We start from the raw sequence: 25162 nt of genomic DNA, 5'->3' as shown, positions 1-25162 counted from the left end.
AAGGGGCCGCAATGCGGCCCCCAGCGATTACAGCCCTTGCAACAGATCGGACATATCGTCAGCGTGTTCTTCTTCCTGCGCCAGGATGTCTTCGAAGATGCGCCGGGTAGTCGGGTCCTTGTCGCCAATGTACTGAATGATCTCGCGGTAGCTGTCGATGGCGATGCGCTCCGCGACCAGATCTTCCAGCACCATCTCCTTGAGTGAATTGCCGGCCACATACTGGGCATGCGAATTCTTGCTCAGGTTATCCGGGTTGAAGTCTGGCTCGCCGCCCAGCTGTACGATGCGCTCGGCCAGCTTGTCGGCATGTTCGGCTTCCTGGTTGGCATGCTCGAGAAACTCGCTGGCAGCCACGCTGGCTTTGATGCCGCTGGCCATGAAGTAATGGCGCTTGTAGCGCAGCACGCACACCAGTTCGGTGGCCAGCGACTCGTTCAACAGGCGCAGGATCTCCTGGCGGTCGGCGTGGTAACCCTCGGTCACCGCGCCTTGTTCCACGTGCTGGCGGGCACGTTCGCGCAGGGTTTGTACATCGGTCAGTTCAGTCGCACTCATGTTTATCTCCGAAAGCATCAGGGTGGTCGTGGCATGTGCCGAAAGACTTACGCGCCGTGTACGGCTTCGCTGTCTTCTTCGCGTTGTTTACACGTTTTGAAACCCTTGGCATCGACATGGCCCGTAGCGTCGAAACGCACGTAGTAGGGCTGCTGCTTGCCGTCATGGTTGAGGATGTAGTCGTTGCAGGTGCCCCCGTGCGGCAGGTCAATCACGTTCGACGGGCTGCCGCCGATGGCGATGACCTTTTGCATGGTCATGCCGTGCTCCACCTGCTTGACCAGCGGTTCATCGCGGTAGGTGACATAGTCCACCGGGTTTTCCGGGCGGCTGCCGCAGGCGGCGAGGGTGGCGCTTGCCAGAAGGATTGCCAGGGTCTGCTTGTACATGGTCCCGCTCCTTGCAAAGGGTCTGTGTGGTTTGGAACCACAGCGCGGGCCGGGAGTTCGATTGCGATGGTCATGAAGACCGCTGTAGTGTTGGCCGATCGTCCACGGAAAGGGGCTGGGGCTATGCAGCAGGAATTGGCCACGCGATACCCGATGGTGCTGGTGCCGGGCATGCTCGGCTTTGTCCGGGCAGTGTTCTATCCCTACTGGTTCGGCATTGTCCCGGCGCTGCGCAAGGGCGGCGCGCAGGTGTTCCCGGTGCAGGTTTCGCCGCTGCATTCCAGCGAGGTGCGCGGCGAGCAATTGCTGGCGATCATCGAAGACATCTGCCAGCGCACCGGCGCCGACAAGGTCAACCTCATCGGCCACAGCCAGGGCGCCCTTAGCGCACGTTACGCCGCAGCCAAGCGGCCTGGGCGGGTGGCTTCGGTCACTTCGGTGGCGGGCCCCAACCATGGCTCGGAGCTTGCCGACCACCTGGAGCGCACGGCCCCGGGCAATTCCCCGCAAGGGCGTATCCTCAAGGCCGTGCTGCATGGCTTTGCCGTGCTTTTGGTGTGGCTGGAAACCGGCTGGCGGCGCGACCCGCTGCCGGTGGACGTGCACGCCTCGCACCAGTCGCTGACCAGTGCCGGCGTGGCGCTGTTCAATCAGGCTTATCCACAGGGCTTGCCAGACACCTGGGGCGGGGAAGGGGCTTATGAGGTCAATGGTGTGCGCTACTACTCCTGGTCCGGTACCTTGCAGCCCGGCCTGACCGATCAGGGGCGCAACCGCTTTGACGGCAGCAGCCGTTTCTGCCGCCTGTTCGCGCGCAGCTTCGTCAGGGAAAAGGGCCACTGCGACGGTATGGTCGGGCGCTTCAGCTCGCACTTGGGGCAGGTGATCGGCGACGATTACCCGCTTGATCACCTGGATATCGTCAACCAGTCGCTCGGCGCCGTGGGCAAAGGCGCCGAGCCGGTGCGGCTATTCACCGAGCACGCCGCGCGGCTCAAGGCAGCCGGGCTTTAGCGGCGGACTGGCGTGGTCCAGCGCTCGGCCAGCACCACGCCGGCCAGGGTCAGCAGGCCGCCGACCAGGTGGTAGCTGGCGAGTTGCTCGTCCAGCACCACGGCGGCGATCAGCGCGGTGACCAGGGGCAGCAGGTTGAAAAACAGCGTGGTGCGGCTAGGGCCCAGGCGGTGCACGGCCTTCATCCACACCAATGGCGCGATCATCGAGGCCAGTACGCAGGCATACAGCACCAGGCCGATGTTGTGGCTGGTCAGGCCGGTCTTGTCTGACAGCAGGAACAACGGCAGCAACACGATGATGGCCACCAGCACCTGCAGATACAGCAGTTGCATCGGAGGCAGGCGCAGCTGCCATTTCTTCAGTAGGAAGCTGTACAAGGCATACGCCAGGGTGGCCACCAGCATCAGCAGATCACCACTGTTCAGGCCTTGCTGCAGCAGGCTGACCGGGTGGCCGGCGCTGACCACTTCCAGCACGCCCAAGAACGACACCAGCGCGCCGAGCAGGGCGCCGTAGCTCAGGCGCTGGCCCAGCCAGGCAATGGACAACGCCAGTGACATCAGCGGCATCAGCGAGAGGATGATGCCCATGTTGGTGGCGCTGGTGATGCCGGCGGCAAAATAGGCCAGGCTCTGGTACAGCGCCATGCCCAGCACGCCGAGCACGAACACCTTGGCCAGGTGCGGTCGGATGGCGGCACGGTTGCGCCACACGGCGGGTAGCAGGAACGGGGTGAACAGCAGCCCGGCCAGCAGCCAGCGGTAGAAGCCGATCTCGGCGGGGTGAATGGCACCGGCAGACATCTTGGTGACCACGGTGTTGCCGGCCCAGATGAGGATGGCGGTGAGGGGGAACAGATAATTCATGTAGCAAGGGTACTCGCAAAGCAGTGTGTGGAGGCGTTGGCCGTTACAGCAGCAGCGCCTGTCAGATCGAGCGCCGCCCGCGCGGCGCATCGCGAGCTGCGCTCGCTCCTACGTTTTTTTCGTGCCAATTATGCCTGTGGGATTTGCGCGCGAACGCCTTGGCGCATGGCGCGATGTTGCGTCATACAAAAAGGGGGCCGCGCGCGCCTGTCACAGGCGTTACTGGCCCGAAACAAGCGTAGGAGCGAGCGCAGCTCGCGATGCGCCGCGCGGGCGGCGCTCGATCTCTGCAACCCCTCAGAACTCACGTCATGCATCCCTTGCCCCCGCCTCGCCAGGCGCGAAGGGGCGCTGAGCATTCTTGGCTACACTCAGCTCGACCCCCGTGCATCGGGCGCGGAGCCAAGGAGACCACTCCATGAAAGTGCTGCACATTCCGTTACTGGCGCTGGCGCTATTGTTCAGCGCGCAAGGTTTCGCCGCCAATACTGCGCAACAGGAAAAGATGAAAACCTGCAACGCCGACGCCACCACCAAAGCCCTAAAGGGTGATGAGCGCAAGGCTTTCATGAGCACCTGCTTGAAGAAGGATGTGCCACAAACCCAGCAGGAGAAGATGAAAACCTGTAACGCCGACGCTACCACCAAGGCCCTGAAGGGGGACGAGCGCAAAGCCTTCATGAGCGACTGCCTGAAGAAGAAGTGACCTGCGCCTATGCCTGCAGCCCCAAGGCTGGCAGACTGCGGGCATTCCTGCTGTCTGCCGTCGAGGCTGTATGACTTTCACCCCCCGCCAGATGACCCTGGCCAGTCTGATCATCGTCATGGCCGGGCTGCTGCTGGCCTTGCCCCTGAAATTGCTGCCCAGCCTGCTGGCCGGGCTGTTGGTCTTTGAACTGGTCAACATGCTGACCCCGCGCCTGCAGCCGCTGATTGCCGGGCAGCGCGCCCGCTGGTTGGCCGTGGCGCTGCTGGGCACATTGGTGGTCTTTACCCTGGCCTTGCTGATTGCCGGTGCTTTCAGTTTTCTGCTGCACGAGGCGGAAAACCCTGGCGCCTCGCTGGACAAGTTCATGGCCTTGGTCGAACAGGCCCGCAGTCAGCTGCCGCCGTTCATCGAAGCCTACCTGCCTGCCAGTGCCGCCGAATTCAAGGTGGCCATCGGCGACTGGATCAAAAGCCACCTGAGCGATCTGCAACTGGTGGGCAAGGGCATGGCGCACATGTTCGTGACGCTCCTGATCGGTATGATCCTCGGTGCCATCATCGCCTTGCAGCGCATTCCCGACGTGTCCCGACGCAAGCCACTGGCGGCGGCGCTGTTCGAGCGCCTGAACCTGCTGGTGAAGGCGTTTCGCAACATTGTCTTCGCGCAGATCAAGATTTCGCTGCTCAACACCACCTTCACCGGTATCTTCCTGGCCGTGGTGTTGCCCCTGTTCGACGTGCACCTGCCGCTGACCAAGACGCTGATCGTGCTGACCTTCCTGTTGGGCCTGCTGCCGGTGATCGGCAACCTGATGTCCAACACCCTGATCACCATCGTTGGCTTGTCGCTGTCGATCTGGGTGGCGGCGGCGGCGCTGGGTTACCTGATCGTCATCCACAAGGTCGAGTACTTCCTCAACGCGCGGATCGTGGGTGGGCAGATCAGTGCCAAGGCGTGGGAGCTGCTGCTGGCGATGCTGGTGTTCGAGGCCGCGTTCGGTCTGCCCGGGGTGGTGGCGGGACCAGTCTACTATGCCTACCTCAAGAGTGAGCTTAAGCGGGCGGAGCTGGTCTGATTCAGGATTAGCCTGTGCCGGCCCTTCGCGGGCACAGGCTGAAGGGATGGCTCAGGCTGCGCCGTAACGCTTGCGCGCCTCAATGGCCAGCCCGCTACCAATGCTGCCAAAGATATTGCCTTCCACGTGCCGGGCATTCGGCAGCATCGCCGAAACGCTGTTGCGCAGCGCCGGAATCCCGCTGGAGCCACCGGTGAAGAATACGGTGTCGACCTGCCCTTCATTCACCCCGGCCTTGGCCAGCAACTCGGTCACGCTACCGCGTACACGCTCCAGCAACCCTTCGATGGCATCTTCGAACAACACCCGGGTCAGCTCCGCAGTCAGCTCGGGCTCGACCCGGCGCAGGTCGATGCGACGGCTGTCATGCTCGGTCAGTTCGATCTTGCTGGCTTCCACTTCCATCGCTAGCCAGTGGCCGGCGCGCTGTTCGATCAGCTTGAACAGGCGGTCGATACCGAAGCTGTCCTCGATGTCGTAGCGCATGCTGCCCAGCGCCAGTTGCGACTTCTGCGAGTACAAGGCGTTGATGGTGTGCCAGGTGGCCAGGTTGAGGTGATAGCTGGTCGGCATCAGCGCGCCGCTCTTCATCCGGCTGCCGTAGCCGAACAATGGCATCACGCCCTGTAGGCTCAACTGCTTGTCGAAGTCGGTCCCGCCGATGTGCACGCCACCGGTGGCGAGGATGTCGCTCTGGCGTTCGGCGACCAGGTGGCGCTCGGGCGACAGGCGGATCAGGGTGAAGTCCGAAGTACCACCGCCGATGTCGACGATGAGTACCAGCTCTTCACGGCTGATACCCGACTCGTAGTCGAAGGCGGCGGCAATCGGCTCGTACTGGAACGACACGTCCTTGAAGCCGATCTTGCGCGCCACCTCGGCCAGGGTGTCTTCAGCCTCCTGGTCGGCGGCCGCGTCTTCGTCGACGAAGAACACCGGCCGGCCCAGCACCACCTGGTCGAATTCACGACCTGCGGCGGCCTCGGCGCGCTTCTTCAGCTCGCCGATGAACATGCCCAGCAGGTCCTTGAACGGCAAGGCGCTGCCCAGCACACTGGTGTCATGCTTGATCAGCTTGGAGCCCAGCAGGCTTTTCAGCGAGCGCATCAGGCGGCCTTCGTAGCCTTCCAGGTACTCGTGCAATGCCAGGCGGCCATATACCGGGCGCCGTTCCTCGATGTTGAAGAACACCACCGAAGGCAAGGTGATCTTGCCGTCTTCCAGGGCAATCAGCGATTCCGCGCCAGGGCGGTGCCAGCCTACCGTGGAGTTGGAGGTGCCAAAGTCGATGCCCAGGGCGCGGGCCGGGGATACGTCAGACATGGGGAAATAGCTTCCGGAGGCAAAACGGCCGCGCAGTGTATGCCAGTTGGCTACAGAATCAAGACCAGTCGTCTGCCATGGGGCAAACCCAAGGTGGTCTTGAAAGGCTATGCTTGACCCCTATCTTCTGATGCAACACGCACTTTCACACTGGTGATCCACAGATGGACTTCAAAGACTATTACAAGATACTTGGCGTAGAGCCCACGGCGGACGAGAAGGCGATCAAGGCCGCCTACCGCAAGCTGGCGCGCAAGTATCACCCCGATGTCAGCAAGGAGCGCGATGCCGAGGACAAGTTCAAGGAGGCCAACGAGGCCTACGAGGTGCTTGGCGACGCGCAGAAACGTGCCGAGTTCGACGAAATCCGCAAGTATGGCGGTCAGCATGGCCGGCCATTCCAGGCACCTCCAGGCTGGGAAAACCGTGGCGGTGGTGGCGGCTTCGAAGGCGGCGATTTCTCCGACTTCTTCAGCTCGATCTTCGGTAACCGCGGTGGCAACCCCTTCGGTGGCACCCGGCAGCAGCAACGTAGCGCCGGCAGGCGGGGGCAGGACGTGGAACTTGAACTGGCGGTATTCCTTGAAGAGACCCTGAGCAAGGAGTCCAAGCAGATCAGCTTCCAGGTGCCGCAAACCAATGCCATGGGCCAGCGCACCGGCTTCACCACCAAGACGCTGAACGTGAAGATTCCGGCCGGGGTGACCGACGGCGAGCGCATCCGCCTCAAAGGCCAGGGCGCGCCGGGCAGCGGTGGTGGGGCCAATGGCGACCTGTTCCTGACCATCCGCATGGCACCGCATCCGCTGTTCGATGTCGAAGGTCATGACCTGATCATCACCGTGCCGCTGGCACCGTGGGAGGCTGCGCTGGGCACCAAGGTGGCGGTGCCGACCCTGGAAGGCAAGATCAACCTCACCATCCGCCCGGACAGCCAGAGCGGCCAGCGCCTGCGCGTACCGGGCAAGGGCCTGGCCAACAAGAACGGCGAGCGCGGCAACCTTTATGCGCAGCTCAAAGTGGTCATGCCACCGGCATCCGACGAATCTGCCCGCGAACTGTGGACGAAGCTTTCCGAGAAGGCGGCGTTCAACCCGAGGACACAATGGAGTAAGTGATCATGAGCAGCACCCTGATCGTTCAACTGGACATGCGTACCTTGTGTCAGGAAGCCGATGTGACGGCGGACTGCGTGATCGAAATCGTCGAACACGGCATTGTCGAACCTTCCGGGCGAACGCCGGAGGACTGGCTGTTTGACGATCAGGCGCCGTTATTGGCCAAGCGCGCGGTGAAGCTGCACCAAGAGCTGGAACTGGAATGGGAAGGCGTGGCGCTGGCGCTGGAGCTACTGCAGGAAGTGCAGCAGTTGCGCAGTGAGAACAGCATGCTGAAGCAGCGGCTGGGCCGGTTTATCCAGCTGTAAGTTCCCCCGCCGGCATCTGTGGGGGATTGCCCAGCCCCAAGTACTGCATAAGCCTCAAGCCTGCGGGGTACCTGTGGGAGCGGGCTTGCCCGCGAAGAAGCCAACACGGTGGATGGCACGGGCTTCGCCCGTGTTCGCGGGACAAGCCCGCTCCCACAGGGATCGCGCTGGATTCTAGAAATTGAGCAAGACAGTTGATCCAGCAATGGACCAAATTTCAGGTCGGTTCGGCGCCCGGGTTCAACACCAGCTGCATGAAGGTCAGATCTAGCCAGCGGCCAAACTTTACCCCCACCTGCGGCATCTGGCCGGTCACCACGAAGCCCAGCCGCTCATGCAGGCGAACCGACGCCGCATTGCCACTCTCGATGGCCGCCACCATCACATGCTTGCCGCACCCCTTAGCACGCTCGATCAGCGCGGCCATCAACACCGGCCCCAACCCCTTGCCCCGCTGGTCGCCACGGATATACACCGAGTGCTCCACAGTCAGGCGGAAGCCCTCGAACGGCCGCCAGTCGCCAAACGAGGCATAGCCCAGCACGCCGGTTTCATCCCTGGCCACCAGGATCGGGTAGCCCTGCTGCGCGCGTGCTTCGAACCAGGCCTGGCGGTTGGCCAGGTCGACGGGGGTTTCGTTCCAGATTGCCGTGGTGTTGCGCACGGCGTCGTTGTAGATGTCGAGGATGCCCGGCACGTCGGCGGGCAGGGCGTCGCGGATTTGGTAACTCATGACAGCGTCTCGCAGGGTCGTTGGTTGCAGGTTAAATGGTTACCAGCCCGCGCACACCTTCGGCCTGCATGTTTTCGCCACGGCCGCGCTGGACGATTTCGCCACGGGCCATGACCAGGTACTGGTCAGCCAGCTCTTCGGCAAAGTCGTAGAACTGCTCCACCAGCAGGATTGCCATGTCCCCGCGTTCGGCCAGGCGGCGGATCACTGCGCCTATTTCCTTGATTACCGAGGGCTGAATGCCCTCGGTCGGCTCGTCGAGGATCAGCAACCGCGGCCGGCTGGCCAGGGCGCGGCCGATCGCCAGCTGTTGCTGCTGGCCACCGGACAGGTCGCCGCCGCGGCGTTGCTTCATCTGTTCCAATACCGGGAACAGTTCATAGATGAACGCTGGCACTTCGCGGGCCTCACGGGCGGGGAAGCGCGACAGGCCCATCAGCAGGTTTTCCTCGACGGTCAGCCGCGGGAAGATCTCGCGCCCCTGGGGCACGTAGGCGATGCCGGCGTGAACGCGTTGCTGGGGTTTCAGTGCGGTGATCGGCTTGCCTTCCCATTCGATATTGCCTTCGCGAGCCGGCACCAGGCCCATCAGGCAGCGCAGCAGGGTGGTCTTGCCCACGCCATTGCGGCCGAGCAGGCAGGTGACTTCGCCGACGTTGGCTTCAAAGGACAGGCCGCGCAGGATGTGGCTGCCGCCGTAGTACTGGTGCAGGGTGTCGATCTTGAGCATATGAGAATTCCTGGAAGAGATGCTGTGCCTGTGCAGGCGATAGGCCCGCACAGGTTTGAAGATCTAGCGGCCCAGATACACCTCGACCACCCGCTCATCCGCCTGCACCTGCTCCAGCGATCCCTCCGCCAGCACACTGCCCTGGTGCAGCACGGTCACATGGTCGGCAATGCTGCCGACAAAGCCCATGTCATGTTCCACCACCATCAGTGAATGCTTGCCGGCCAGGCCCTTGAACAGCTCGGCGGTAAACTCGGTCTCGGCATCGGTCATGCCCGCCACCGGTTCATCCAGCAACAGCAATTGCGGCTCCTGCACCAGCAGCATGCCGATTTCCAGAAACTGCTTTTGCCCGTGCGACAGCAGGCCGGCCTGGCGCTGGGCCAGCGGCAGCAAGCGCAAGGTGGTGAGCACCTCCTCGATGCGCTGGTGCTGCTCGCCGCCCAGACGTGCCGCCAGGCTGGCCCACACCGACTTGTCGGTCTTCAGCGCCAGCTCCAGGTTCTCGAACACCGTCAGCGCTTCGAACACCGTGGGCTTCTGGAACTTGCGGCCAATGCCGGCCTGGGCGATCTGGTACTCACCCATGCGGGTCAGGTCGAGGGTGTCGCCGAAATAAGCCGTGCCACTGTCGGGCCGGGTCTTGCCGGTGATCACGTCCATCATGGTGGTCTTGCCGGCGCCATTGGGGCCGATGATGCAGCGCAGTTCGCCCACGCCGATGTACAGGTTCAGGGCGTTCAGGGCCTTGAAGCCATCGAAGCTGACGCTGATGTCCTCCAGGCTCAGCACCGTGCCGTGGCGGGTATCCAGGCCGGCCTTGCGGCTGTGGCCCAGGCCGATGGCATCACGGCCTGCGCCCAGCTGGTCGAACACCGGCTCAAGCATGAATTCTGGGTGTACCGGGGGCACGCCTCTCATGGCTGGCTCCTTTTCTTCAACAGGCCGACCACGCCCTTGGGCAGGTACAGGGTAACGAGGATGAACAGCGCGCCGAGGAAGAACAGCCAGAACTCCGGGAAGGCCACGGTGAACCAGCTTTTCATGCCATTGACCAGGCCGGCGCCGAGCAGCGGGCCGATCAGCGTGCCGCGCCCGCCGAGGGCCACCCATACGGCGGCTTCGATGGAGTTGGTCGGCGACATTTCGCTGGGGTTGATGATGCCCACCTGCGGCACGTAAAGCGCCCCGGCCAGGCCGCACAACACCGCGCTGAGCACCCACACCAGCAGCTTGAAGCCGCGCGGGTCATAGCCGCAGAACATCAGGCGGTTCTCCGCGTCGCGTACTGCCGTCAACAGGCGGCCGAACTTGCTACGGGTCAGGCGCCAGCACAGGTAGAGGCTGGCCAACAGCAGGCCGACAGTCAGCAGGAACAGCACGGCCCGGGTGCCTTGCGCGGTAATGTCAAAGCCCAGGATGGTGCGGAAGTTGGTGAAGCCGTTGTTGCCGCCGAAGCCGGTTTCGTTGCGGAAGAACAGCAACATGCCGGCGAAGGTCAGGGCCTGGGTCATGATCGAGAAGTACACGCCCTTGATCCGTGAACGGAAGGCGAACCAGCCGAACACCAGCGCCAGCAGCCCAGGCGCCAGTACCACCAGGCACAGGGCCCAGGCAAAGTGCTGGGTACCGGCCCAATACCACGGCAGCTCGGTCCATGACAGGAAGGTCATGAACCCCGGCAAACCGTCGCCGGCCGCCTGGCGCATCAGGTACATGCCCATGGCGTAGCCGCCCAGGGCGAAGAACAGGCCATGGCCCAGCGAAAGCAAGCCGGCGTAGCCCCAGACCAGGTCCAGCGCCAGCGCGACGATGGCATAGCAGAGGATCTTGCCGACCAGGGTCAGGGTGTAGGCCGAGACTTGCAGTGAGTGGTCCGCTGGCAGCAGCGACAGCAGCGGCAGGGCCACCAGCACCAGGACGACGACGGCGCCGATGGCCAGCGACAGGCGCGGCCCGGCCTTTTGCGTAGCGGTGACAAGCAGTGGCTGGTTCATCAGTCGATTACCCGTCCCTTGAGGGCGAACAGGCCTTGCGGGCGCTTCTGGATGAACAGAATGATCAACGCAAGGATAAGAATCTTGCCGAGTACCGCACCGATCTGCGGCTCCAGCAGCTTGTTGGCGATGCCAAGGCCGAAGGCGGCCCAGAGGCTGCCGGCCAGTTGCCCGACACCGCCAAGCACCACCACCAGGAACGAGTCGATGATGTAGCTCTGGCCCAGGTCCGGACCGACGTTGCCGACCTGGCTCAGGGCCACGCCGCCAAGCCCGGCAATGCCTGAACCAAGGCCGAAGGCGAGCATGTCGACGCGCCCGGTGGACACCCCGCAGCAGGCCGCCATGTTGCGGTTCTGGGTGACGGCCCGCACGTTGAGGCCCAGCCGCGTGCGGTTGAGCAGCAGCCAGGTCAGCAGTACCACGGCCAGGGCGAAGCCGATGATGACCAGGCGGTTGTATGGCAGCACCAGGTTTGGCAACAGCTGGATGCCGCCCGACAGCCACGCCGGGTTGCTGACCTCGACGTTCTGCGCGCCAAACAGCAGGCGGATGGCCTGGATCAGGATCAGGCTGATACCCCAGGTGGCCAGCAGGGTTTCCAGCGGGCGGCCGTACAGGTGGCGGATCACGGTGCGCTCCAGCGCCATGCCGACCCCAGCACTGACGGCGAAGGCTACCGGCAGGGCGATCAGCGGGTAGAACTCGATGGCACCTGGCGCGTAGCGCTGCATCAGCACCTGGACCATGTAGGTGCTGTAGGCACCGAGCATCAGCATTTCGCCATGGGCCATGTTGATCACCCCGAGCAGGCCGAAGGTGATGGCCAGGCCGAGCGCCGCCAACAGCAGGATCGAACCCAGCGACAGCCCGCTGAAGGCCTGGCCGAGCAGTTCGCCGACCAGTAACTTGCGCTGCACCTGCGCCAGGCTGGTTTCGGCGGCTGTGCGCACGCCCGCGTCGGTTTCCGCGCCTGGTTGCAGCAGCGCCTCAAGGCGGGTACGGGCCAATGGGTCACCGGTTTCACCCAGCAGGCGCACAGCGGCCAGGCGCACTGCTGGCTCGCTGGCGCCCAGCTGCAGGTTGGCCAGGGCCAGGCCGAGGGCAGCCCGCACGGCAGCGTCCGGCTCGGCGGCGAAGCGCCGGTCGAGGAAGGCCATTTGCGCAGGTTGTGCGCTTTTCTGTAGTTGCTGGGCGGCGGCCAAGCGGGTGGCGCTGTTGTCGCTGAGCAGCTGATGGCTGGCCAGGGCGTTGTCGATCAGGCCGCGCAGGCGGTTGTTCAGGCGCACCTTGCGGGTGTCGTCGGCGGCGATGCGGCCCTGGCGCAGGTTGTCCAGCAGCGGCAGGCGCCCGGCATCGGGTTGTGCTGCCCAGCCTTCGAGCAGGCGGGCTTGCTCGGCGGGCTTGGCGGTTAGAAAGAATTCGCCCTCGCTGGCCTGGGTGGCCAGGGGCAACAGCAGAAGCAGGGTGAGCAGCAGTCTGAGCATGCGGGTAGTCCTGGTAATCGGTGGTGGATTCTTCGCGGGACAAGCCCGCTCCCAGAGGCCTGTGGGAGCGGGCTTGCCCCGCGAATGGGCTGCAAGGCAGCCCCATGCACTCAGTTACCTTTCACCGCATAGTCCGGCCGCTTGTCGTTGCCCGGAATGAACGGGCTCCATGGCTGCGCCCGCAGCGGCTGCTCGGTTTCCCACACCACGCTGAACTGCCCGTCATCCTGGATTTCGCCGATCATCACCGGTTTGTGCAGGTGGTGGTTGGTCTTGTCCATGGTCAGGGTGAAGCCCGACGGCGCCTTGAAGCTCTGCCCGGCCAGTGCTTCGCGGACCTTGTCAACGTCGGTGGACTTGGCTTTCTCGACAGCCTGGGCCCACATGTGGATGCCCACGTAGGTGGCTTCCATCGGGTCGTTGGTCACTGCCTTGTCGGCGCCCGGCAGGCCCTTGGCCTTGGCGTAGGCTTTCCAGTCGGCGACGAACTTCTGGTTGACCGGGTTATCCACGGACTCGAAGTAGTTCCATGCGGCCAGGTGGCCCACCAGCGGCTTGGTGTCGATGCCACGCAGCTCTTCTTCGCCCACCGAGAAGGCCACCACGGGCACGTCGGTGGCCTTCAGGCCCTGGTTGGCCAGCTCTTTGTAGAACGGCACGTTCGAGTCGCCATTGACCGTGGAGATGACTGCAGTCTTGCCGCCAGCGGAGAACTTCTTGATGTTGGCGACGATGGTCTGGTAATCGGCGTGACCGAACGGGGTGTACACCTCCTCGATGTCCTTGTCGGCCACGCCCTTGCTGTGCAGGAACGCGCGCAGGATCTTGTTGGTGGTGCGCGGGTAGACGTAATCGGTACCCAGCAGGAAGAAGCGCTTGGCGCTGCCGCCGTCTTCGCTCATCAGGTATTCCACCGCCGGGATGGCCTGCTGGTTAGGCGCGGCGCCGGTGTAGAACACGTTTGGCGACATCTCCTCACCCTCGTATTGCACCGGGTAGAACAGCAGGCCGTTGAGCTCTTCGAACACCGGCAGCACCGACTTGCGTGACACCGAGGTCCAGCAGCCGAACACCACGGCGACCTTGTCCTGGGTCAGCAGCTGGCGGCTCTTTTCCGCGAACAGCGGCCAGTTGGAGGCCGGGTCGACCACCACCGGTTCGAGCATTTTGCCGTTGACCCCGCCTTTGGCGTTGATCTCGTCGATGGTCATCAGCGCCATGTCCTTGAGCGAGGTCTCGGAAATGGCCATGGTCCCCGACAGCGAATGCAGGATGCCGACCTTGATGGTCTCGGCGGCCTGGATGCTCCAGCTCAGGCCCATTGCGGCAATCGATGCGCTGAGGGTAAAGGCCTTGATCAGACTGCGACGCTTCATGTGCTCTCTCCGCTGAGTTTTTTTGGTGTTGGCCAAGCGGGGAGAGGCATTGCAAGGGGTGTGCCTAACGGCGGGATGCGCGCAATAGAGGGGTTGTGCGAGGTGTTGGGGCGTTGGTTGGATCCAGGTTGGTGCTTGATGGATTTATGTGCACAGGATTGGGGCCGCTGTGCGGCCCCAGAGCCATCAGCCGTTACGCACTGCCGTGCGCGGATGGCGCTTGCTGCGCACCCCCTGATAGGTCACCGCAAGCAGCACAAACCAGATCGGCGTCACCACCAGTGCCGCGCGGGTATCGTCTTCCAGGCTCAGCAGCACCAGGATGAAAGCAAAGAACACCAGGCACACGTAGCACATGAAGCGCCCGCCCGGCATCTTGTATTTCGATGCCTGGTGCAGCGCCACACGGTGCTTGCGGTACTTCAGGTACGACAGCAGGATCAGCGTCCAGACGAACATGAACAGCACCGCCGAAACGGTGGTTACCAAGGTGAACGCCTCGATCACGTTCGGCACCAGGTAGATCAGCACTGCCCCCAGCAGCAGGCAGGTGCAGGAGAAGAACAGGCCGTTGGCCGGTACCGAGCGGCTCGACAGTTTCTCGAACGCTTTGGGTGCGTCGCCTTCCTGCGACAGCCCGTACAGCATGCGGCTGGTGGAGAACACGCCGCTGTTTGCCGACGAAGCCGCCGAAGTCAGTACCACGAAGTTGATGATGCTCGCCGCTGCCGGCAGACCGGCCAGCACGAACAGCTCGACGAACGGGCTCTTGCCCGGCACCACGTCACGCCATGGCGTCACCGCCATGATCGCGATCAGCGCCAGTACGTAGAACACGATGATGCGGATCGGGATCGAGTTGATCGCCCGTGGCAAAGTACGTTCCGGGTTCTTGGCCTCTGCGGCGGTGGTACCCACCAGCTCGATGCCGACGAAGGCGAACACGGCGATCTGGAAGCCGGCGAAGAAGCCCATCAGGCCGTTGGGGAACATGCCGCCATCATTCCACAGGTTGGCCAACTGCGCAGTGCGCCCGCTGGGCGAGGTGAAGCCGGTGATGACCATGTACAGGCCGGTGGCGACCAGGCCGAGGATGGCAACGATCTTGACCAGGGCGAACCAGAACTCCAGCTCGCCGAACATTTTCACCGTCACCAGATTCAACGACAGCAGGAGCGCCACGCAGGTCAGTGCCGGTATCCACTGTGGCAGGTCGGGGAACCAGAATTGCGTGTAGGCAGCGATGGCGACCACATCGGCAATGCCGGTGACCACCCAGCAGAACCAGTAGGTCCAGCCGGTGAAGTAGCCGGCCCACGGGCCGAGCAGGTCGGCGGAGAAGTCGATGAACGACTTGTAGTTGAGGTTCGACAGCAGCAGTTCGCCCATGGCGCGCATGACGAAGAACAGCATGAAGCCGATGATCATGTAGACGAAGATGATCGACGGCCCGGCCAGGCTGATGGTCTTGCCCGAGCCCATGAACAGGCCGGTGCCGATCGCGCCGCCGATGGCGATCAGCTGAATGTGGCGGTTGGTCAGGTTGCGTTGCAGGTGCTGCTCTTCTTGTGGTTTTGGTGAAATTGCGGTCATAAGCTGCATTCCCTTGAAAGTCGCCGGCTAGGCTAACACGGGCGTTCCAATTCGAGATCGCGACAGAACGCCACGATTTTCAGATAGCAGCCGTGCTTTGCCAGGCAAAGTCCGACACCTTCGCCGGCCTCTTCGCGGGCATGCCCGCTCCCACAGGTATCGCGCCACGCCTGAGGGCGGCAGAGATCCTGTGGAAGCGGGCAAGCTCGCGTATGCAGGGCTCAGGCGCTGGCCAGCACCCGGCGGCGCCTGACTACCAGGCTATCCACCACCCACATCACCACCATCGATACCCCTACCAGCGGGAACAGCACCCCTAGCACCAGCATCACCCCCACCGCTGCCTTCCAGCGCGGCAGGTCATGACGCAGCGGCGGCACACCCAGGCCACCCTCGGGGCGGCGCTTCCACCACATCACCAGCCCGCTCACCGAGCCCAGCATGATCATCAGGCATACCAGCAGGATGATGATCTGGTTGAACGCCCCGAACATCTTGCCTTCATGCAGCATCACCCCCAGCTCGGTGGCGCGGGCGACCGGGCTGTAGTCCTGCCAGCGCACATCCGCCAGCACCTTGCCGGTGTACTGGTCGACATGCAGGGTGGCGTCGTTGCGCGGGTCGTCGGCGAATACGGCAATGGTGAACACCCCGTCTGCGGTGGTGGGCAGGGTGATGCTGTAGCCTGGCTCGACCTGCCGCGCGGTGGCGATGTCCTCGACCTGCTGCAGGCTCACCAGCGGTGCCGCGGGCATGGCAGTAGTGGTGTGGTGCCCGGCATGCTCGGCGTGCGCGCCGGACTGCGGCATTGGCGTGTTTTCCATTGCCCACGGCACGGTCTGGCGATGCGCACTGTTCAGCTCCCGGGCCTGCTGGTCCGACTTGGGCACGTCGTTCCACATGGCGGCCGGGAAGCGGTTCCACAGATCGGCGTACTGCTTGCCCCACAGGCCGGTCCAGGTCATGCCGCTGAGCAGCATCAGCAACAGCAGGGCCGAACCCCAGAAACCGGTTACCGCGTGCAGGTCGCGCCACAGCAGCCGGCCGCGTGCCGATAGCCGTGGCCACAGCACGCCAGCACCCTTGCGCCCGCGTGGCCACCACAAGTACAGGCCCGACACCACCAGCACGATGCCCCAGCCTGCGGCCAGTTCCACCAGGCGGTCACCCAGCGTGCCGACCATCAGCTCGCCATGCAGGGCACGGGCGATGGCCTGCAGGTTCTGCTTGCCGTCCTGCTCGCCGAGCACCTTGCCACTGTAAGGGTCGACGAACACGTTCAGTTCGCGGCCACCGTCATGCACCACGAACTGCGCGCTGCGCTCGGCGTTCAGCGGTGGCAGGTACTGGCCGACATGGCCCTTGGGGTAGGCCTGGCGCACTTCGGCCAGCATCAGGTCGGCGCCCTGTCGATGGTGGCCGGCCTCGACCACCATCAGGTCGCGGTACAGCAGCGGGTCAAGCTGCGGCTTGAACAGGTAGATGATCCCGGTGATCGCCAGCAGGATCATGAACGGGGCCACGAACAGCCCCGCATAGAAGTGCCAACGCCAGGCCAGGTTATAGAAACTGATGCGTGTTCCTCTCATGGGAACCTCCTGTTTGACCAGCTGATGGGCGCACCCGAAGATGCGCCCGGGTTGTTGTCAGAAGCTGAAATCGACCTTGGTCCACAAGGTCCTGCCTGGCTCGTTGACCGGCTGTGGATCGGTTGCCGGGTAGCCGAACCCGGCATTCCCGGCCAGGTTCAAATGCTCGGCGTAGGTTTTGTCGAACAGGTTGTCGACCCCTGCGCTGAGCTTGAGGTTGCTGTTCACCTTGTAGGCGCCGTTCAGCGAAAACACGCCGAAGCCGGCGCTCTTGTCGTAGTCCTTGCCAACCACGTTGCCTTGGTTTTCGGCGATGCGGTTCTGCGCCGCCACCAGCCGCCACAGCGCGCCGACGCTCCATGCGTCACGGCTGTAGGTCAGGCCCAGGCGGCTTTCCAGCGGTGGCATTTGCGGCAGTGCCTTGCCGTCGCTGCTGTTTTTGCCCCAGGCGTAGGCCAGCGTGGCGTCTGCCTTCCAGTTTTCCGTCAGCTGGTAGGCTGCGCCCAGCTCGCCACCCATGATGCGGGCGTCGATGTTCTGTGCCTGCGAGGTGCTCATGCCCATCATGCCGGTGCGGTAGTCGAACAGGATGTAGTCGCGGATCTGCCCGACATAGCCCGAGGCCCAGGCCTCCAGACGCTCGGTGCGGTATTGGATGCCGAAGTCGAGCTGGGTGGTTTTCTCTGGCTTGATGCTGTCGAAGGCATTGACCGAGCCGGCAGGGCCTTGGTCCGGGGAGAACAGCTCCCAGTAGTCAGGGAACCGTTGAGCATGGCCAAGCCCGATGTAGGTGGTGGCGGGGAGCGCCGCCAGGTCGTGCTCGTAGCGCAGGAAGCCGCTGGGCAGGGTGTCGGCACGGGTGTTGCCGTTGGTGGCGCTGTCATCGCGGAAATCCTTGGCCGAGGCGCGGTCCAGCCGTGCGCCGGTGATCAGCCGATCTGTGCCAGTGGCGTACCACGTCAGCTCGCCGAATGCACCGTAGTTGTGGAAGTCGGCGTCCTTGTCCCAAGGCTGGTTCTTGTAGGTGTCGATACCCATGGCACTGCGTGCGCGGTGTTCGTTGGTCTGCGCATCGATGCCGCTGATCAGCTGCACGTCAGCCCAGCGCCATGTGGCCTTGATACGCGCGCCCATGGTGCGGCGGTCGACTGCGGCGGCCATGGGGCCGGCCATCATGCCGGTGCCTGACGGCGTGCGCAGGCTGTAGTTGTCCATCACGTGGTCGGCGTAGTTGTAGTAGACCTGGGCCTCGACCTTGTCCAGCACCTCGCCGAGGTTGGACTTTTCAAAGCGCAGGCCCAGGCTTTCGCGCTTGAACTGCGAGCCGTCCATGCCGCGCCCGGCGTAGCGGGCTTCGCCATCGCCCTTGCCGGCGGTCAGCTCCAGCAGCGTGTCCTGGTCGGGCGTCCAGCCCAGCGCGACGTCGCCGTTCCACTTGTCCCAGCGGGATGGCACGGTGTCGTGGCTGCCGTCATGGTAGTCGTCCGAGCGCGACTGGTTACCGACGAAGCGCGCATAGGCCTGGCTGTTGCCGGCAGCGGCGTCCAGCACCTTGTCGAAACGGCCGTTGGAACCTGCCAGCAGGCTGGCGTTGACCCGGCTGCCGAGGGTGCCGAACTTTTCCGGTTCGCGTTCGAAGAGGATGGTGCCAGCCGAGCCGCCGGGGCCCCAGATTACGCTTTGCGGGCCTTTGATCACGGTCAGCCGGTCGTAGGTTTCCGGCGAAATGTAAGAAGTGGGAGCGTCCATGCGGTTGGGGCAGGCGCCGAGCATCAGGCCGCCATTGGTGAGAATGTTCAGGCGCGAGCCAAACATGCCGCGCAGGACCGGGTCGCCGTTGGTGCCGCCGGCGCGGATCGCCGAGAAGCCGGGGATGGTCTTTAGGTAGTCGGCGCCGTCGCTGGCCGGCACCGGCTGGCGTGGGTCTTTCGGGTTGGTGACCACAGTCAGCGGTGAGCTCGGGGCCACGGCAGTGATTACCGTCGGGCTTAGCTCGGGTGCATCGTGCGCATGGCTTTCTTGGCCAAGGTCGGCGGCCAGGGCCACGGGCGCGAGCAGCGAGCCGCACACGGCGGCGATGGTCCCACGCAGGGACAAGGCAAAAACAGGGGTGCAGCCAGACATAATGATTCCAGTCGATCAGTCATGAGTCAGCGCGAAGCCTCCTGGCTCCGTGCGCAAAGTGTGCTTTCAGACGCTGATCGAGGAGGGCGGGGCGCGGCTGCGCGCACCGGGGAATACAGCCTGCCGGGCATGGCCCTGGTGCGTTGCGGCAAACAGCTGGCTGGTGGGGGCAAGGCCGCCGGCGCTTAGCGGGCTCAGGGCCTGGGGCAAGGCCGGGCAATTGAACAACAGGCTGCAGTAACCGCATTTTTCCCACATCACGTGCAGCTGGCCATCGCTGCCGTGGCCGTGATGTGCGTCGCCGTGCTGATGGGCTGCCGTCATCGGCATGTCCATCGGCATGCGCATGCCGGCGTGGTGGTCCATCGGCATCGACTGGGAAATCAGCGGGCCGATGAAGATCATCCACATGGCGAACAGGCTCAGCCATCCGCCACCGGCGCGCCTGCGGTCAGGGCGGGTGGTACGGCGGGTGCTGTTGCGCGGCAGGCTCATGGCGAGTGCCTGTAAGCAGGTGTCAGTGCGCGTGTTCGTGAGCTTGCGGCTGGTCCGTCGGCGGCTGCTTCTGCACGGCCACTTCGACGGTCACGTCGCCGGCTTTTTCGAAGTGCAGCGTCAACGGGAAGCGCTTGCCATCAACGAGCAGGCTGCGGTCCTTGGGCTGCATCAGCATCACGTGGTAGGCACTGGGGGCAAAGGTCAGGTCCTTGCCGGCGGGCACCGCCACGCTCGGTACCTGCTGCATCTTCATGGCGCCGCTGGCGCTCATCGCGTGTTCATGCAATTGCGCATCATCGGTGATGGGGCTGTCGACGCTGAGCAGGCGGTCATCGGCCTGGCCATTGTTGTGCACCACGAAATAGGCCGCCACGTTGGGGGCGTTGGGCGGCAGCTGCAGTGACCAGGGGTGGGCAATGTGCAGGTCACCCACGCTGTATTCATGGGCATTGGCAAAGGCGCCAGGCAGCAGCAGGGCGGCCATGACGAGGGCGTGCTTGAGCATGGTGAATCTCCGTTCTGTTCAGGTTCAGGCAGACAGCGTGAGAACTCAGGCCAGCGGAGAGGCACGGGGGTTTAACGCAGGCCAGAGCTGGCGCGGCGTGGGTTGGGAGTCTGCAGGTGGCTGCAACAGCCCGGCGAGCACTGTCGGCGGGTTGTGCAACTGCGGCGGGTAGACTGGCAGGGCCAGCAGCGGTGCAGCGCCAGAGCAGCACCAGCAGTTCATCATGCCGCCGCTGTCGTCGCTTTGCGGGCCTAGATCGATCTTGGCCAGGGCCTGGACATCGACCTTGGCCTTGTTGGCCATGCTGGAACAGAAAGCCCCCCACAGCAGCTGCTCGGCCGGGCCTTTGGGCACGGCTGAGGCCAGCGGCATGGCCAGCAGGTTGAACAGCACTGCTAGGCAGGCTATCCAGGCTATGTGCCGACGTGGGGGCATGGAGAGATCCGGTCAGGAATCGTGGTGGGTATTGTAAGGCGGAGTATAGGTAAAAATGGCGGGGTGCGGTGAAGTGACGCAGGCAGGCAGTTGAACCGTTGTCAGCTGCTTCGCGGGCACGCCCGCGAAGAAGGTCAAATCAATCTCAAGCCTTGTTGCGACCCATCAGCCCGCGTACGGTCTCTTGCAGGTCTGCCGGTAGCACCACCACCTTGGCGTTGTTGCTGCTCGCCAGGTTCTCCATGGCCCCGACATAACGCTCGCCCAGCAAGTACATCGCCGGCACTGTCTCGTTGCCCACCGCTTCCTTCACCAGCGAAATCGCCCGGGCCGAAGCCTCGGCCAGGCTGATCTGCGCCTCGGCATCCAGCCTGGCGGCCTGCAGCCGCGCTTCCGCTTCAAGGATCGCCGCCTGTTTGGCCCCTTCGGCACGGGTCACGTCGGCCTTGCGCTCCCGCTCGGCCGCAGCCTGGCGCTCCATGGCCAGTTGCATGTTCTCCGAAGGCTTGATGTCCTGGATTTCCACCGAGCGCACGGTCACCCCCCAGTCTTCGGTCTGCTCCGACATTGCCTCGCGCAGGCGTGCCTTGATCTGCTCGCGGCTGGACAGCGCCTCATCGAGGTCCATCGCACCAACGATGGCGCGCAACGAGGTCATGGTCAGGCTGGTGACGGCGAAGGAGAAGTTCTGGACGCCATACGAGGCCTTCTGCGGGTCGACCACCTTGGCGAAGCACAGCGCATTGGCGACGATTACCGCGTTGTCCTTGGTGATGATTTCCTGCTCCTGCACATCAAGGATGATGTCCTTGGTCGGCAGGCGGTAGGCGACCACGTCCATGTACGGGATAACGATGTTCAGGCCGGGCTTGAGGGTGCTGTTGTAGCGGCCCAGGCGTTCGACAATCCATTCCTCGCCCTGGGGCACGATGCGTACCCCTTTGAATACGGTGATCAGGACGAACACCGCGATGGCGGCAACGACGATGAGGCTGGTCATGATGCAAAATTCCTTTTAGTGCGGGTTCAGGCCCGAATGACGCGGGCGGTGTTGCCTTCGATGGCGGTGAGGCGTACCCGCTCGCCAGCGGCGATTTCGCTGTCGGCGATGCAGGTCCATTCTTCATTGCCGAGGATCGGCTTCTGGAAACGTACGCGGCCTTTGTGGAACTCCGACACGCCAGCGGTCAGCAGGCCGACTTCGCCGATCACGCTGTCGGCGGTCCAGCGCACATCCGGCTGCTTGCGCCGGAACAGCTTGAACCACAGCACAGTGGTGGCCGACGACAGCAGGACCCACAGCAACACCTGCATGTCCAGCTGCAGGCCGGGGGCGGCCAGCGCGATGAGCGCGACCAGCACGGCACCGATGCCGAACCAGAGGATGAAGAACGTCGGCAGGACCAGTTCGAGCAGGGTCAGCGCGATGCCGAACACCAGCCAGATCCACCATTGCATTTCCATATGGGCAGTGCCTTCCAGAGGGGAGAGCCTCAGTTTAAGGCAGCGGCGCGGCACAGGGCCACTCGCCGGGTTGAAGGAAAAGTCCGAAAGGGCTGTAGGTTAGGCAACGTGCTGGCGATATTTGCTACCGCAGGTCGAGTGCTACAGCCAATTCATGCTGCGAGTTGAATGCCCGGTCCACCTCTGGCAAAGCCGGGCGCTTGAGGACCAGCACTGGCACCCCCAACTCCCTGGCCACCTCCAGCTTGGGCTCGGTCGCCACGCTGCCGCTGTTCTTGCTGATCAGCACATCGATCCTGCGCCGCTGGAACAGCGCCCGTTCATCCGCGATATGAAAAGGCCCCCGCGCACCGATCACTTCGCAGCGCTCGTTGCCAGGGCAGGCATCCAGGGCCCGCAAGGTCCAGAACTGCTCCGGCGGAATCTCATCCAGATGCTGCAGCGGCTCACGCCCCAGGGTGAACAGCGGCCGGCGGAACGGCTTGAGTGCTGCGACCAGCCCCGCCCAATCCTCCACTTCGCGCCAATCGTCCCCCGGTTGCGCCTGCCAGGCCGGGCGGCGCAAGGCCCAGCATGGGATGCCGGCACTGTGCGCGGCGCTGGCGGCATTGCGGCTGATTTGCGCGGCATAGGGATGGGTGGCATCGATCAGCAGAGTAGTGCCCGACTCGCGCAGATAGCTGGCCAAGCCCTCCGCGCCGCCAAAGCCCCCGACCCGTACCTGGCATTGCAGGTCCTGCGGCACGCGACCGACACCGGCCAGGCTATAGACATGCTGTGGGCCGAGCCGGCGGGCGATGGCCAGGGCTTCGGTGATGCCGCCCAGCAGCAGGATACGGGCAGTCATTGCACGCCCGCCTTGCCGACGATGCCGCCCTGGCGGTCGATGGCGAACACTTCCACCTGTACTTGCGTCGGCACCACGCTGCGGGCGAAGGCCAAGGCATGAGTACATACCGCATCACCCAGGGCAATGCCGGCCGCATGGGCCAACGCGAGCGCCTGCTGGCTGGTGTTGGCACCAATGATGGCGGCCTGCAGCGCTGCGTCAGCACCGATGTCCCCGGCCCAGCCGGCCAGTTGTGGCAGGTCGATGCTGGAGTGGCGGCTATGCAGGTCCATGTGCCCGGCAGCCAGCTTGCTGATTTTGCCGAAACCGCCACACAGCGTCAGGCGGGGTACAGGCACCTTGCGCAGGTGCTTGAGCACCGCGCCGACAAAGTCGCCCATTTCGATCAGGGCGATTTCCGGCAGGCCGTAGACCCGGCGCATGGTGTCCTCGCTGGCATTGCCGGTGCATGCGGCGATGTGCGTGTAGCCGTTGGTGTGGGCCACGTCGATGCCCTGGTGGATCGAAGCGATGTAAGCAGCGCAGGAAAACGGCCGCACGATACCGCTGGTGCCGAGGATCGACAGCCCGCCGAGGATACCCAGGCGCGGGTTCATGGTCTTCAGCGCCAACTGTTCGCCACCCTGGACACTGACCGTGACCTCGAAGCCGCCGGGATGGCCGCACTCATCGGCCAGGCGCTGCAAGTGCTCGCTGATCATGCGCCGTGGTACCGGGTTGATGGCAGGCTCACCTACCGCCAGCACCAGGCCCGGGCGGGTCACGGTGCCCACGCCGCTGCCAGCGACAAAGCGGATGCCCGGCTCGCTCAGCAGGCGCACCTGGCTGTAGACCAGGGCACCATGGGTAACGTCGGGGTCGTCGCCGGCATCCTTGAGGGTGCCGGCTTCGGCGCGCTCACCTAGCAGGCGGCAAAACTCCAGGCGCATCTGCACCACCTTGCCTTTGGGCAGGGTGATAGCCACCGCGTCGTCACGCTGCCCGGTGAGCAGCAACTTGGCTGCTGCCAGGCTGGTGGCAGTGGCGCAGCTGCCGGTCGTCAAGCCGCTGCGCAGCGGCGCGGGCTGTTCGCGGGTTTCTTCACGCATCGTTAGGCTTCACCACTTCCAGCAGGGTGATTGGCAGGGCCTGACGCCAGGTGTCGAACGCGCCCAACGGCTGGGCATGGGCGACATGGATGCGGGTCAGCTCGCCACCATGCTGCTCGCGAAAGTGCGCCAGGGCCAGTTCGCTTTGCAGGGTTACAGCGTTGGCCACCAGGCGGCCGCCAGGGCGAAGCGTTGCCCAGCAGTGGTCGAGCACACCTTCACGGGTGACCCCGCCGCCGATGAAGATGGCATGCGGTGGTTCCAGGCCTTGCAACGCTGCTGGCGCCTTGCCGCGGATCAGTTGCAGCCCCGGTACACCGAGTGCATCGCGGTTGTGCTCGATGAAACCCTGGCGGCCTTCGTCGGCCTCGATGGCCAGGGCGCGGCAGGCCGGGTGGGCGCGCATCCATTCGATGCCGATCGAGCCGCAGCCTGCGCCCACGTCCCACAACAGTTCACCGGGCTGCGGCGCCAGGCGCGCCAGGGTCATGGCGCGGACATCGCGTTTGGTCAGCTGGCCGTCATGGCGGAAGGCGTTGTCTGGCAGCCCGGCCAAGCGATGCTGGCGCGGGGCGTCGGGCGCGGCCAGGCATTCGATGGCGACCAGGTTGAGTGCGGCGATGTCGGCATGCTGCCAGTCCTGGGCGGTGCCGCACAGCTTGCGTTCGGCTTCGCCACCCAGGTGCTCGAACACGCTCAGGCGGCTTGGCCCGAAGCCACGTTCACGCAGCAGCGTGGCAATGGCTGCCGGGCTATCACCGTCGTTGCTCAGCACCAGCAAACGCAGGCCGCTGTGCAAATGGGCATTGAGTATCGCCAGCGGTCGGGTGACCAGCGATACCACGTGCAGGTCCTGCAGCGGCCAGCCCAGGCGGGCAGCGGCCAAGGCGCAGGAGGAGGGCATCGACAGCACGCGCATTTCGGCGACAGGCACCTGCCGCGCCAGGCTGGCACCGACGCCATGGAACATCGGGTCGCCGCTGGCCAGGACGCACACCGGTTCGCCACGCAGGGCCAGCACCGGGGCCAGCGAGAATGGGCTTGGCCAGGCCAGCTGTTCAGCGGTTACGCACCGTGGCAGCAAGGCCAGCTGGCGCGGGCTGCCGAAGACCCGCACAGCGCCCAGCAGGGCGCGCCGGGCCTGTTTGCCCAGGCCGCTGAAGCCGTCTTCGCCGATGCCTACTACTGTCAGCCAGGGTGTCATGTGTACCTCTTCAAGATTTTGGGGGCGCGCAGCGCCCCCAAAAAAATCGGCTCAAATCCGAACGATGCTCGACCACCGGCTTTTCATGCCGCCGGACAAAGCAGGCATAATACCGCGCCTTCTACA

26 protein-coding genes are annotated in these 25162 nt (G+C 64.2%); 5 read left to right on the top strand and 21 right to left on the bottom strand.

Going from position 1 to position 25162, the window contains the following annotated elements; translation table 11 throughout:
* Positions 1 to 27 precede the first annotated feature (27 nt).
* On the bottom strand, positions 28 to 558 hold the full coding sequence (locus tag E8E68_RS25335; RefSeq protein ID WP_110748063.1) for a ferritin-like domain-containing protein: 531 nt from the start codon (positions 556 to 558) through the stop codon (positions 28 to 30).
* 47 nt (positions 559 to 605) lie between these two features.
* Positions 606 to 947 carry an osmotically-inducible lipoprotein OsmE gene (gene osmE / locus E8E68_RS25330; protein ID WP_009683294.1) on the bottom strand — a complete coding sequence of 114 codons (342 nt, stop codon included), beginning with the start codon at positions 945 to 947 and terminating at the stop codon, positions 606 to 608.
* A gap of 123 nt (positions 948 to 1070) precedes the next feature.
* Between osmE and E8E68_RS25325 the strand changes: the two genes are divergently transcribed.
* Positions 1071 to 1961, top strand: a complete 891-nt coding sequence (locus E8E68_RS25325; protein WP_280345963.1) for a triacylglycerol lipase — start codon at positions 1071 to 1073, stop codon at positions 1959 to 1961.
* Here E8E68_RS25325 and E8E68_RS25320 read toward each other — a convergent pair.
* Positions 1958 to 2830: a DMT family transporter gene (locus E8E68_RS25320; protein ID WP_280345960.1), complete on the bottom strand. Its 873-nt coding sequence runs from the start codon at positions 2828 to 2830 to the stop codon at positions 1958 to 1960. The two genes, E8E68_RS25325 and E8E68_RS25320, sit on opposite strands and share 4 nt — an antisense overlap.
* A 418-nt stretch (positions 2831 to 3248) precedes the next feature.
* Here E8E68_RS25320 and E8E68_RS25315 point away from each other — a divergent pair, with 418 nt between their 5' ends.
* Positions 3249 to 3536, top strand: coding sequence for a PsiF family protein (locus tag E8E68_RS25315; protein WP_110745986.1), 288 nt, complete (start codon positions 3249 to 3251; stop codon positions 3534 to 3536).
* A 70-nt stretch (positions 3537 to 3606) separates the two neighbouring features.
* Positions 3607 to 4614, top strand: a complete 1008-nt coding sequence (locus tag E8E68_RS25310) for a hypothetical protein (protein WP_266029313.1) — start codon at positions 3607 to 3609, stop codon at positions 4612 to 4614.
* A 51-nt stretch (positions 4615 to 4665) separates the two neighbouring features.
* Here E8E68_RS25310 and E8E68_RS25305 read toward each other — a convergent pair whose 3' ends face one another.
* On the bottom strand, positions 4666 to 5937 hold the full coding sequence (locus E8E68_RS25305; RefSeq protein WP_110745988.1) for an Hsp70 family protein: 1272 nt from the start codon (positions 5935 to 5937) through the stop codon (positions 4666 to 4668).
* A gap of 164 nt (positions 5938 to 6101) precedes the next feature.
* Between E8E68_RS25305 and cbpA the strand changes: the two genes are divergently transcribed.
* On the top strand, positions 6102 to 7055 hold the full coding sequence (cbpA, locus tag E8E68_RS25300; RefSeq protein ID WP_266029312.1) for a curved DNA-binding protein: 954 nt from the start codon (positions 6102 to 6104) through the stop codon (positions 7053 to 7055).
* A 2-nt stretch (positions 7056 to 7057) separates the two neighbouring features.
* Positions 7058 to 7363, top strand: a complete 306-nt coding sequence (locus E8E68_RS25295) for a chaperone modulator CbpM (RefSeq protein ID WP_110745990.1) — start codon at positions 7058 to 7060, stop codon at positions 7361 to 7363.
* A 217-nt stretch (positions 7364 to 7580) separates the two neighbouring features.
* Here the strand turns inward: E8E68_RS25295 and E8E68_RS25290 are convergent, their stop codons facing one another.
* From E8E68_RS25290 to cbiE, 17 genes are all read right to left on the bottom strand, one after another.
* Entirely contained in the window at positions 7581 to 8096 is a 516-nt protein-coding gene (locus E8E68_RS25290) for a GNAT family N-acetyltransferase (protein ID WP_266029311.1), read from the bottom strand.
* Between the two features lie 31 nt (positions 8097 to 8127).
* Positions 8128 to 8826 carry an urea ABC transporter ATP-binding subunit UrtE gene (gene urtE / locus E8E68_RS25285; RefSeq protein ID WP_110745992.1) on the bottom strand — a complete coding sequence of 233 codons (699 nt, stop codon included), beginning with the start codon at positions 8824 to 8826 and terminating at the stop codon, positions 8128 to 8130.
* 63 nt (positions 8827 to 8889) lie between these two features.
* Positions 8890 to 9747, bottom strand: a complete 858-nt coding sequence (gene urtD, locus E8E68_RS25280) for an urea ABC transporter ATP-binding protein UrtD (protein WP_110745993.1) — start codon at positions 9745 to 9747, stop codon at positions 8890 to 8892.
* Positions 9744 to 10823 (bottom strand): urea ABC transporter permease subunit UrtC, encoded by a 1080-nt coding sequence (gene urtC / locus E8E68_RS25275; RefSeq protein ID WP_110745994.1) that lies wholly within the window; start codon positions 10821 to 10823, stop codon positions 9744 to 9746. Before urtC ends, urtD begins: the two co-directional genes overlap by 4 nt.
* On the bottom strand, positions 10823 to 12310 hold the full coding sequence (gene urtB, locus E8E68_RS25270) for an urea ABC transporter permease subunit UrtB (protein ID WP_280345950.1): 1488 nt from the start codon (positions 12308 to 12310) through the stop codon (positions 10823 to 10825). Before urtB ends, urtC begins: the two co-directional genes overlap by 1 nt.
* A gap of 110 nt (positions 12311 to 12420) precedes the next feature.
* Entirely contained in the window at positions 12421 to 13686 is a 1266-nt protein-coding gene (gene urtA / locus E8E68_RS25265) for an urea ABC transporter substrate-binding protein (protein WP_012274414.1), read from the bottom strand.
* Between the two features lie 186 nt (positions 13687 to 13872).
* The gene (gene cycA, locus E8E68_RS25260; RefSeq protein ID WP_266029308.1) at positions 13873 to 15279 is read right to left on the bottom strand and encodes a D-serine/D-alanine/glycine transporter; all 1407 of its coding nucleotides are present in this window, start codon (positions 15277 to 15279) and stop codon (positions 13873 to 13875) included.
* A gap of 221 nt (positions 15280 to 15500) precedes the next feature.
* Positions 15501 to 16868: a PepSY domain-containing protein gene (locus E8E68_RS25255; protein ID WP_280345947.1), complete on the bottom strand. Its 1368-nt coding sequence runs from the start codon at positions 16866 to 16868 to the stop codon at positions 15501 to 15503.
* 57 nt (positions 16869 to 16925) lie between these two features.
* Positions 16926 to 18992 carry a TonB-dependent copper receptor gene (locus E8E68_RS25250; RefSeq protein ID WP_280345945.1) on the bottom strand — a complete coding sequence of 689 codons (2067 nt, stop codon included), beginning with the start codon at positions 18990 to 18992 and terminating at the stop codon, positions 16926 to 16928.
* 66 nt (positions 18993 to 19058) lie between these two features.
* Complete coding sequence (locus E8E68_RS25245; RefSeq protein ID WP_266029305.1) at positions 19059 to 19487, bottom strand: DUF2946 domain-containing protein; 429 nt, start codon at positions 19485 to 19487, stop codon at positions 19059 to 19061.
* A 22-nt stretch (positions 19488 to 19509) separates the two neighbouring features.
* Entirely contained in the window at positions 19510 to 19995 is a 486-nt protein-coding gene (locus E8E68_RS25240) for a copper chaperone PCu(A)C (protein ID WP_266029304.1), read from the bottom strand.
* 45 nt (positions 19996 to 20040) lie between these two features.
* Entirely contained in the window at positions 20041 to 20430 is a 390-nt protein-coding gene (locus E8E68_RS25235; protein WP_266029303.1) for a DUF2946 domain-containing protein, read from the bottom strand.
* Positions 20431 to 20575: 145 nt separating this feature from the next.
* A complete protein-coding gene (locus tag E8E68_RS25230) occupies positions 20576 to 21430 on the bottom strand; it encodes an SPFH domain-containing protein (RefSeq protein WP_110746003.1) in 855 nt (284 codons plus the stop codon).
* Between the two features lie 26 nt (positions 21431 to 21456).
* Positions 21457 to 21894 (bottom strand): NfeD family protein, encoded by a 438-nt coding sequence (locus E8E68_RS25225; RefSeq protein WP_280345940.1) that lies wholly within the window; start codon positions 21892 to 21894, stop codon positions 21457 to 21459.
* Between the two features lie 124 nt (positions 21895 to 22018).
* Complete coding sequence (locus tag E8E68_RS25220; RefSeq protein WP_266029302.1) at positions 22019 to 22741, bottom strand: cobalt-precorrin-6A reductase; 723 nt, start codon at positions 22739 to 22741, stop codon at positions 22019 to 22021.
* Positions 22738 to 23832, bottom strand: coding sequence for a cobalt-precorrin-5B (C(1))-methyltransferase (locus tag E8E68_RS25215; protein WP_266029301.1), 1095 nt, complete (start codon positions 23830 to 23832; stop codon positions 22738 to 22740). The genes E8E68_RS25220 and E8E68_RS25215 overlap by 4 nt, the downstream gene beginning before the upstream one ends.
* Complete coding sequence (gene cbiE, locus E8E68_RS25210; RefSeq protein WP_266029300.1) at positions 23825 to 25036, bottom strand: precorrin-6y C5,15-methyltransferase (decarboxylating) subunit CbiE; 1212 nt, start codon at positions 25034 to 25036, stop codon at positions 23825 to 23827. The genes E8E68_RS25215 and cbiE overlap by 8 nt, the downstream gene beginning before the upstream one ends.
* Positions 25037 to 25162 lie beyond the last annotated feature (126 nt).

It is taken from the genome of Pseudomonas sp. BN607, assembly GCF_029871175.1.
GTDB lineage: Bacteria > Pseudomonadota > Gammaproteobacteria > Pseudomonadales > Pseudomonadaceae > Aquipseudomonas.
The sequence above is the reverse complement of the archived record's forward strand: the minus strand, read 5'-3'. Positions and strand labels throughout refer to the sequence as shown.

Coding starts and splice junctions, on each gene's coding strand:
- cbpA (WP_266029312.1), top strand. CDS start 6,102: ATGGACTTCAAAGACTATTACAAGATACTTGGCGTAGAGCCCACGGCG.
- E8E68_RS25335 (WP_110748063.1), bottom strand. CDS start 558: ATGAGTGCGACTGAACTGACCGATGTACAAACCCTGCGCGAACGTGCC.
- E8E68_RS25255 (WP_280345947.1), bottom strand. CDS start 16,868: ATGAGAGGAACACGCATCAGTTTCTATAACCTGGCCTGGCGTTGGCAC.
- E8E68_RS25225 (WP_280345940.1), bottom strand. CDS start 21,894: ATGGAAATGCAATGGTGGATCTGGCTGGTGTTCGGCATCGCGCTGACC.
- urtE (WP_110745992.1), bottom strand. CDS start 8,826: ATGCTCAAGATCGACACCCTGCACCAGTACTACGGCGGCAGCCACATC.
- cbiE (WP_266029300.1), bottom strand. CDS start 25,036: ATGACACCCTGGCTGACAGTAGTAGGCATCGGCGAAGACGGCTTCAGC.
- E8E68_RS25295 (WP_110745990.1), top strand. CDS start 7,058: ATGAGCAGCACCCTGATCGTTCAACTGGACATGCGTACCTTGTGTCAG.
- E8E68_RS25230 (WP_110746003.1), bottom strand. CDS start 21,430: ATGACCAGCCTCATCGTCGTTGCCGCCATCGCGGTGTTCGTCCTGATC.
- E8E68_RS25310 (WP_266029313.1), top strand. CDS start 3,607: ATGACTTTCACCCCCCGCCAGATGACCCTGGCCAGTCTGATCATCGTC.
- osmE (WP_009683294.1), bottom strand. CDS start 947: ATGTACAAGCAGACCCTGGCAATCCTTCTGGCAAGCGCCACCCTCGCC.
- E8E68_RS25305 (WP_110745988.1), bottom strand. CDS start 5,937: ATGTCTGACGTATCCCCGGCCCGCGCCCTGGGCATCGACTTTGGCACC.
- E8E68_RS25240 (WP_266029304.1), bottom strand. CDS start 19,995: ATGCTCAAGCACGCCCTCGTCATGGCCGCCCTGCTGCTGCCTGGCGCC.
- cycA (WP_266029308.1), bottom strand. CDS start 15,279: ATGACCGCAATTTCACCAAAACCACAAGAAGAGCAGCACCTGCAACGC.
- E8E68_RS25250 (WP_280345945.1), bottom strand. CDS start 18,992: ATGTCTGGCTGCACCCCTGTTTTTGCCTTGTCCCTGCGTGGGACCATC.
- E8E68_RS25235 (WP_266029303.1), bottom strand. CDS start 20,430: ATGCCCCCACGTCGGCACATAGCCTGGATAGCCTGCCTAGCAGTGCTG.
- E8E68_RS25245 (WP_266029305.1), bottom strand. CDS start 19,487: ATGAGCCTGCCGCGCAACAGCACCCGCCGTACCACCCGCCCTGACCGC.
- E8E68_RS25325 (WP_280345963.1), top strand. CDS start 1,071: ATGCAGCAGGAATTGGCCACGCGATACCCGATGGTGCTGGTGCCGGGC.
- urtB (WP_280345950.1), bottom strand. CDS start 12,310: ATGCTCAGACTGCTGCTCACCCTGCTTCTGCTGTTGCCCCTGGCCACC.
- E8E68_RS25290 (WP_266029311.1), bottom strand. CDS start 8,096: ATGAGTTACCAAATCCGCGACGCCCTGCCCGCCGACGTGCCGGGCATC.
- urtA (WP_012274414.1), bottom strand. CDS start 13,686: ATGAAGCGTCGCAGTCTGATCAAGGCCTTTACCCTCAGCGCATCGATT.
- E8E68_RS25320 (WP_280345960.1), bottom strand. CDS start 2,830: ATGAATTATCTGTTCCCCCTCACCGCCATCCTCATCTGGGCCGGCAAC.
- E8E68_RS25220 (WP_266029302.1), bottom strand. CDS start 22,741: ATGACTGCCCGTATCCTGCTGCTGGGCGGCATCACCGAAGCCCTGGCC.
- E8E68_RS25215 (WP_266029301.1), bottom strand. CDS start 23,832: ATGCGTGAAGAAACCCGCGAACAGCCCGCGCCGCTGCGCAGCGGCTTG.
- urtD (WP_110745993.1), bottom strand. CDS start 9,747: ATGAGAGGCGTGCCCCCGGTACACCCAGAATTCATGCTTGAGCCGGTG.
- E8E68_RS25315 (WP_110745986.1), top strand. CDS start 3,249: ATGAAAGTGCTGCACATTCCGTTACTGGCGCTGGCGCTATTGTTCAGC.
- urtC (WP_110745994.1), bottom strand. CDS start 10,823: ATGAACCAGCCACTGCTTGTCACCGCTACGCAAAAGGCCGGGCCGCGC.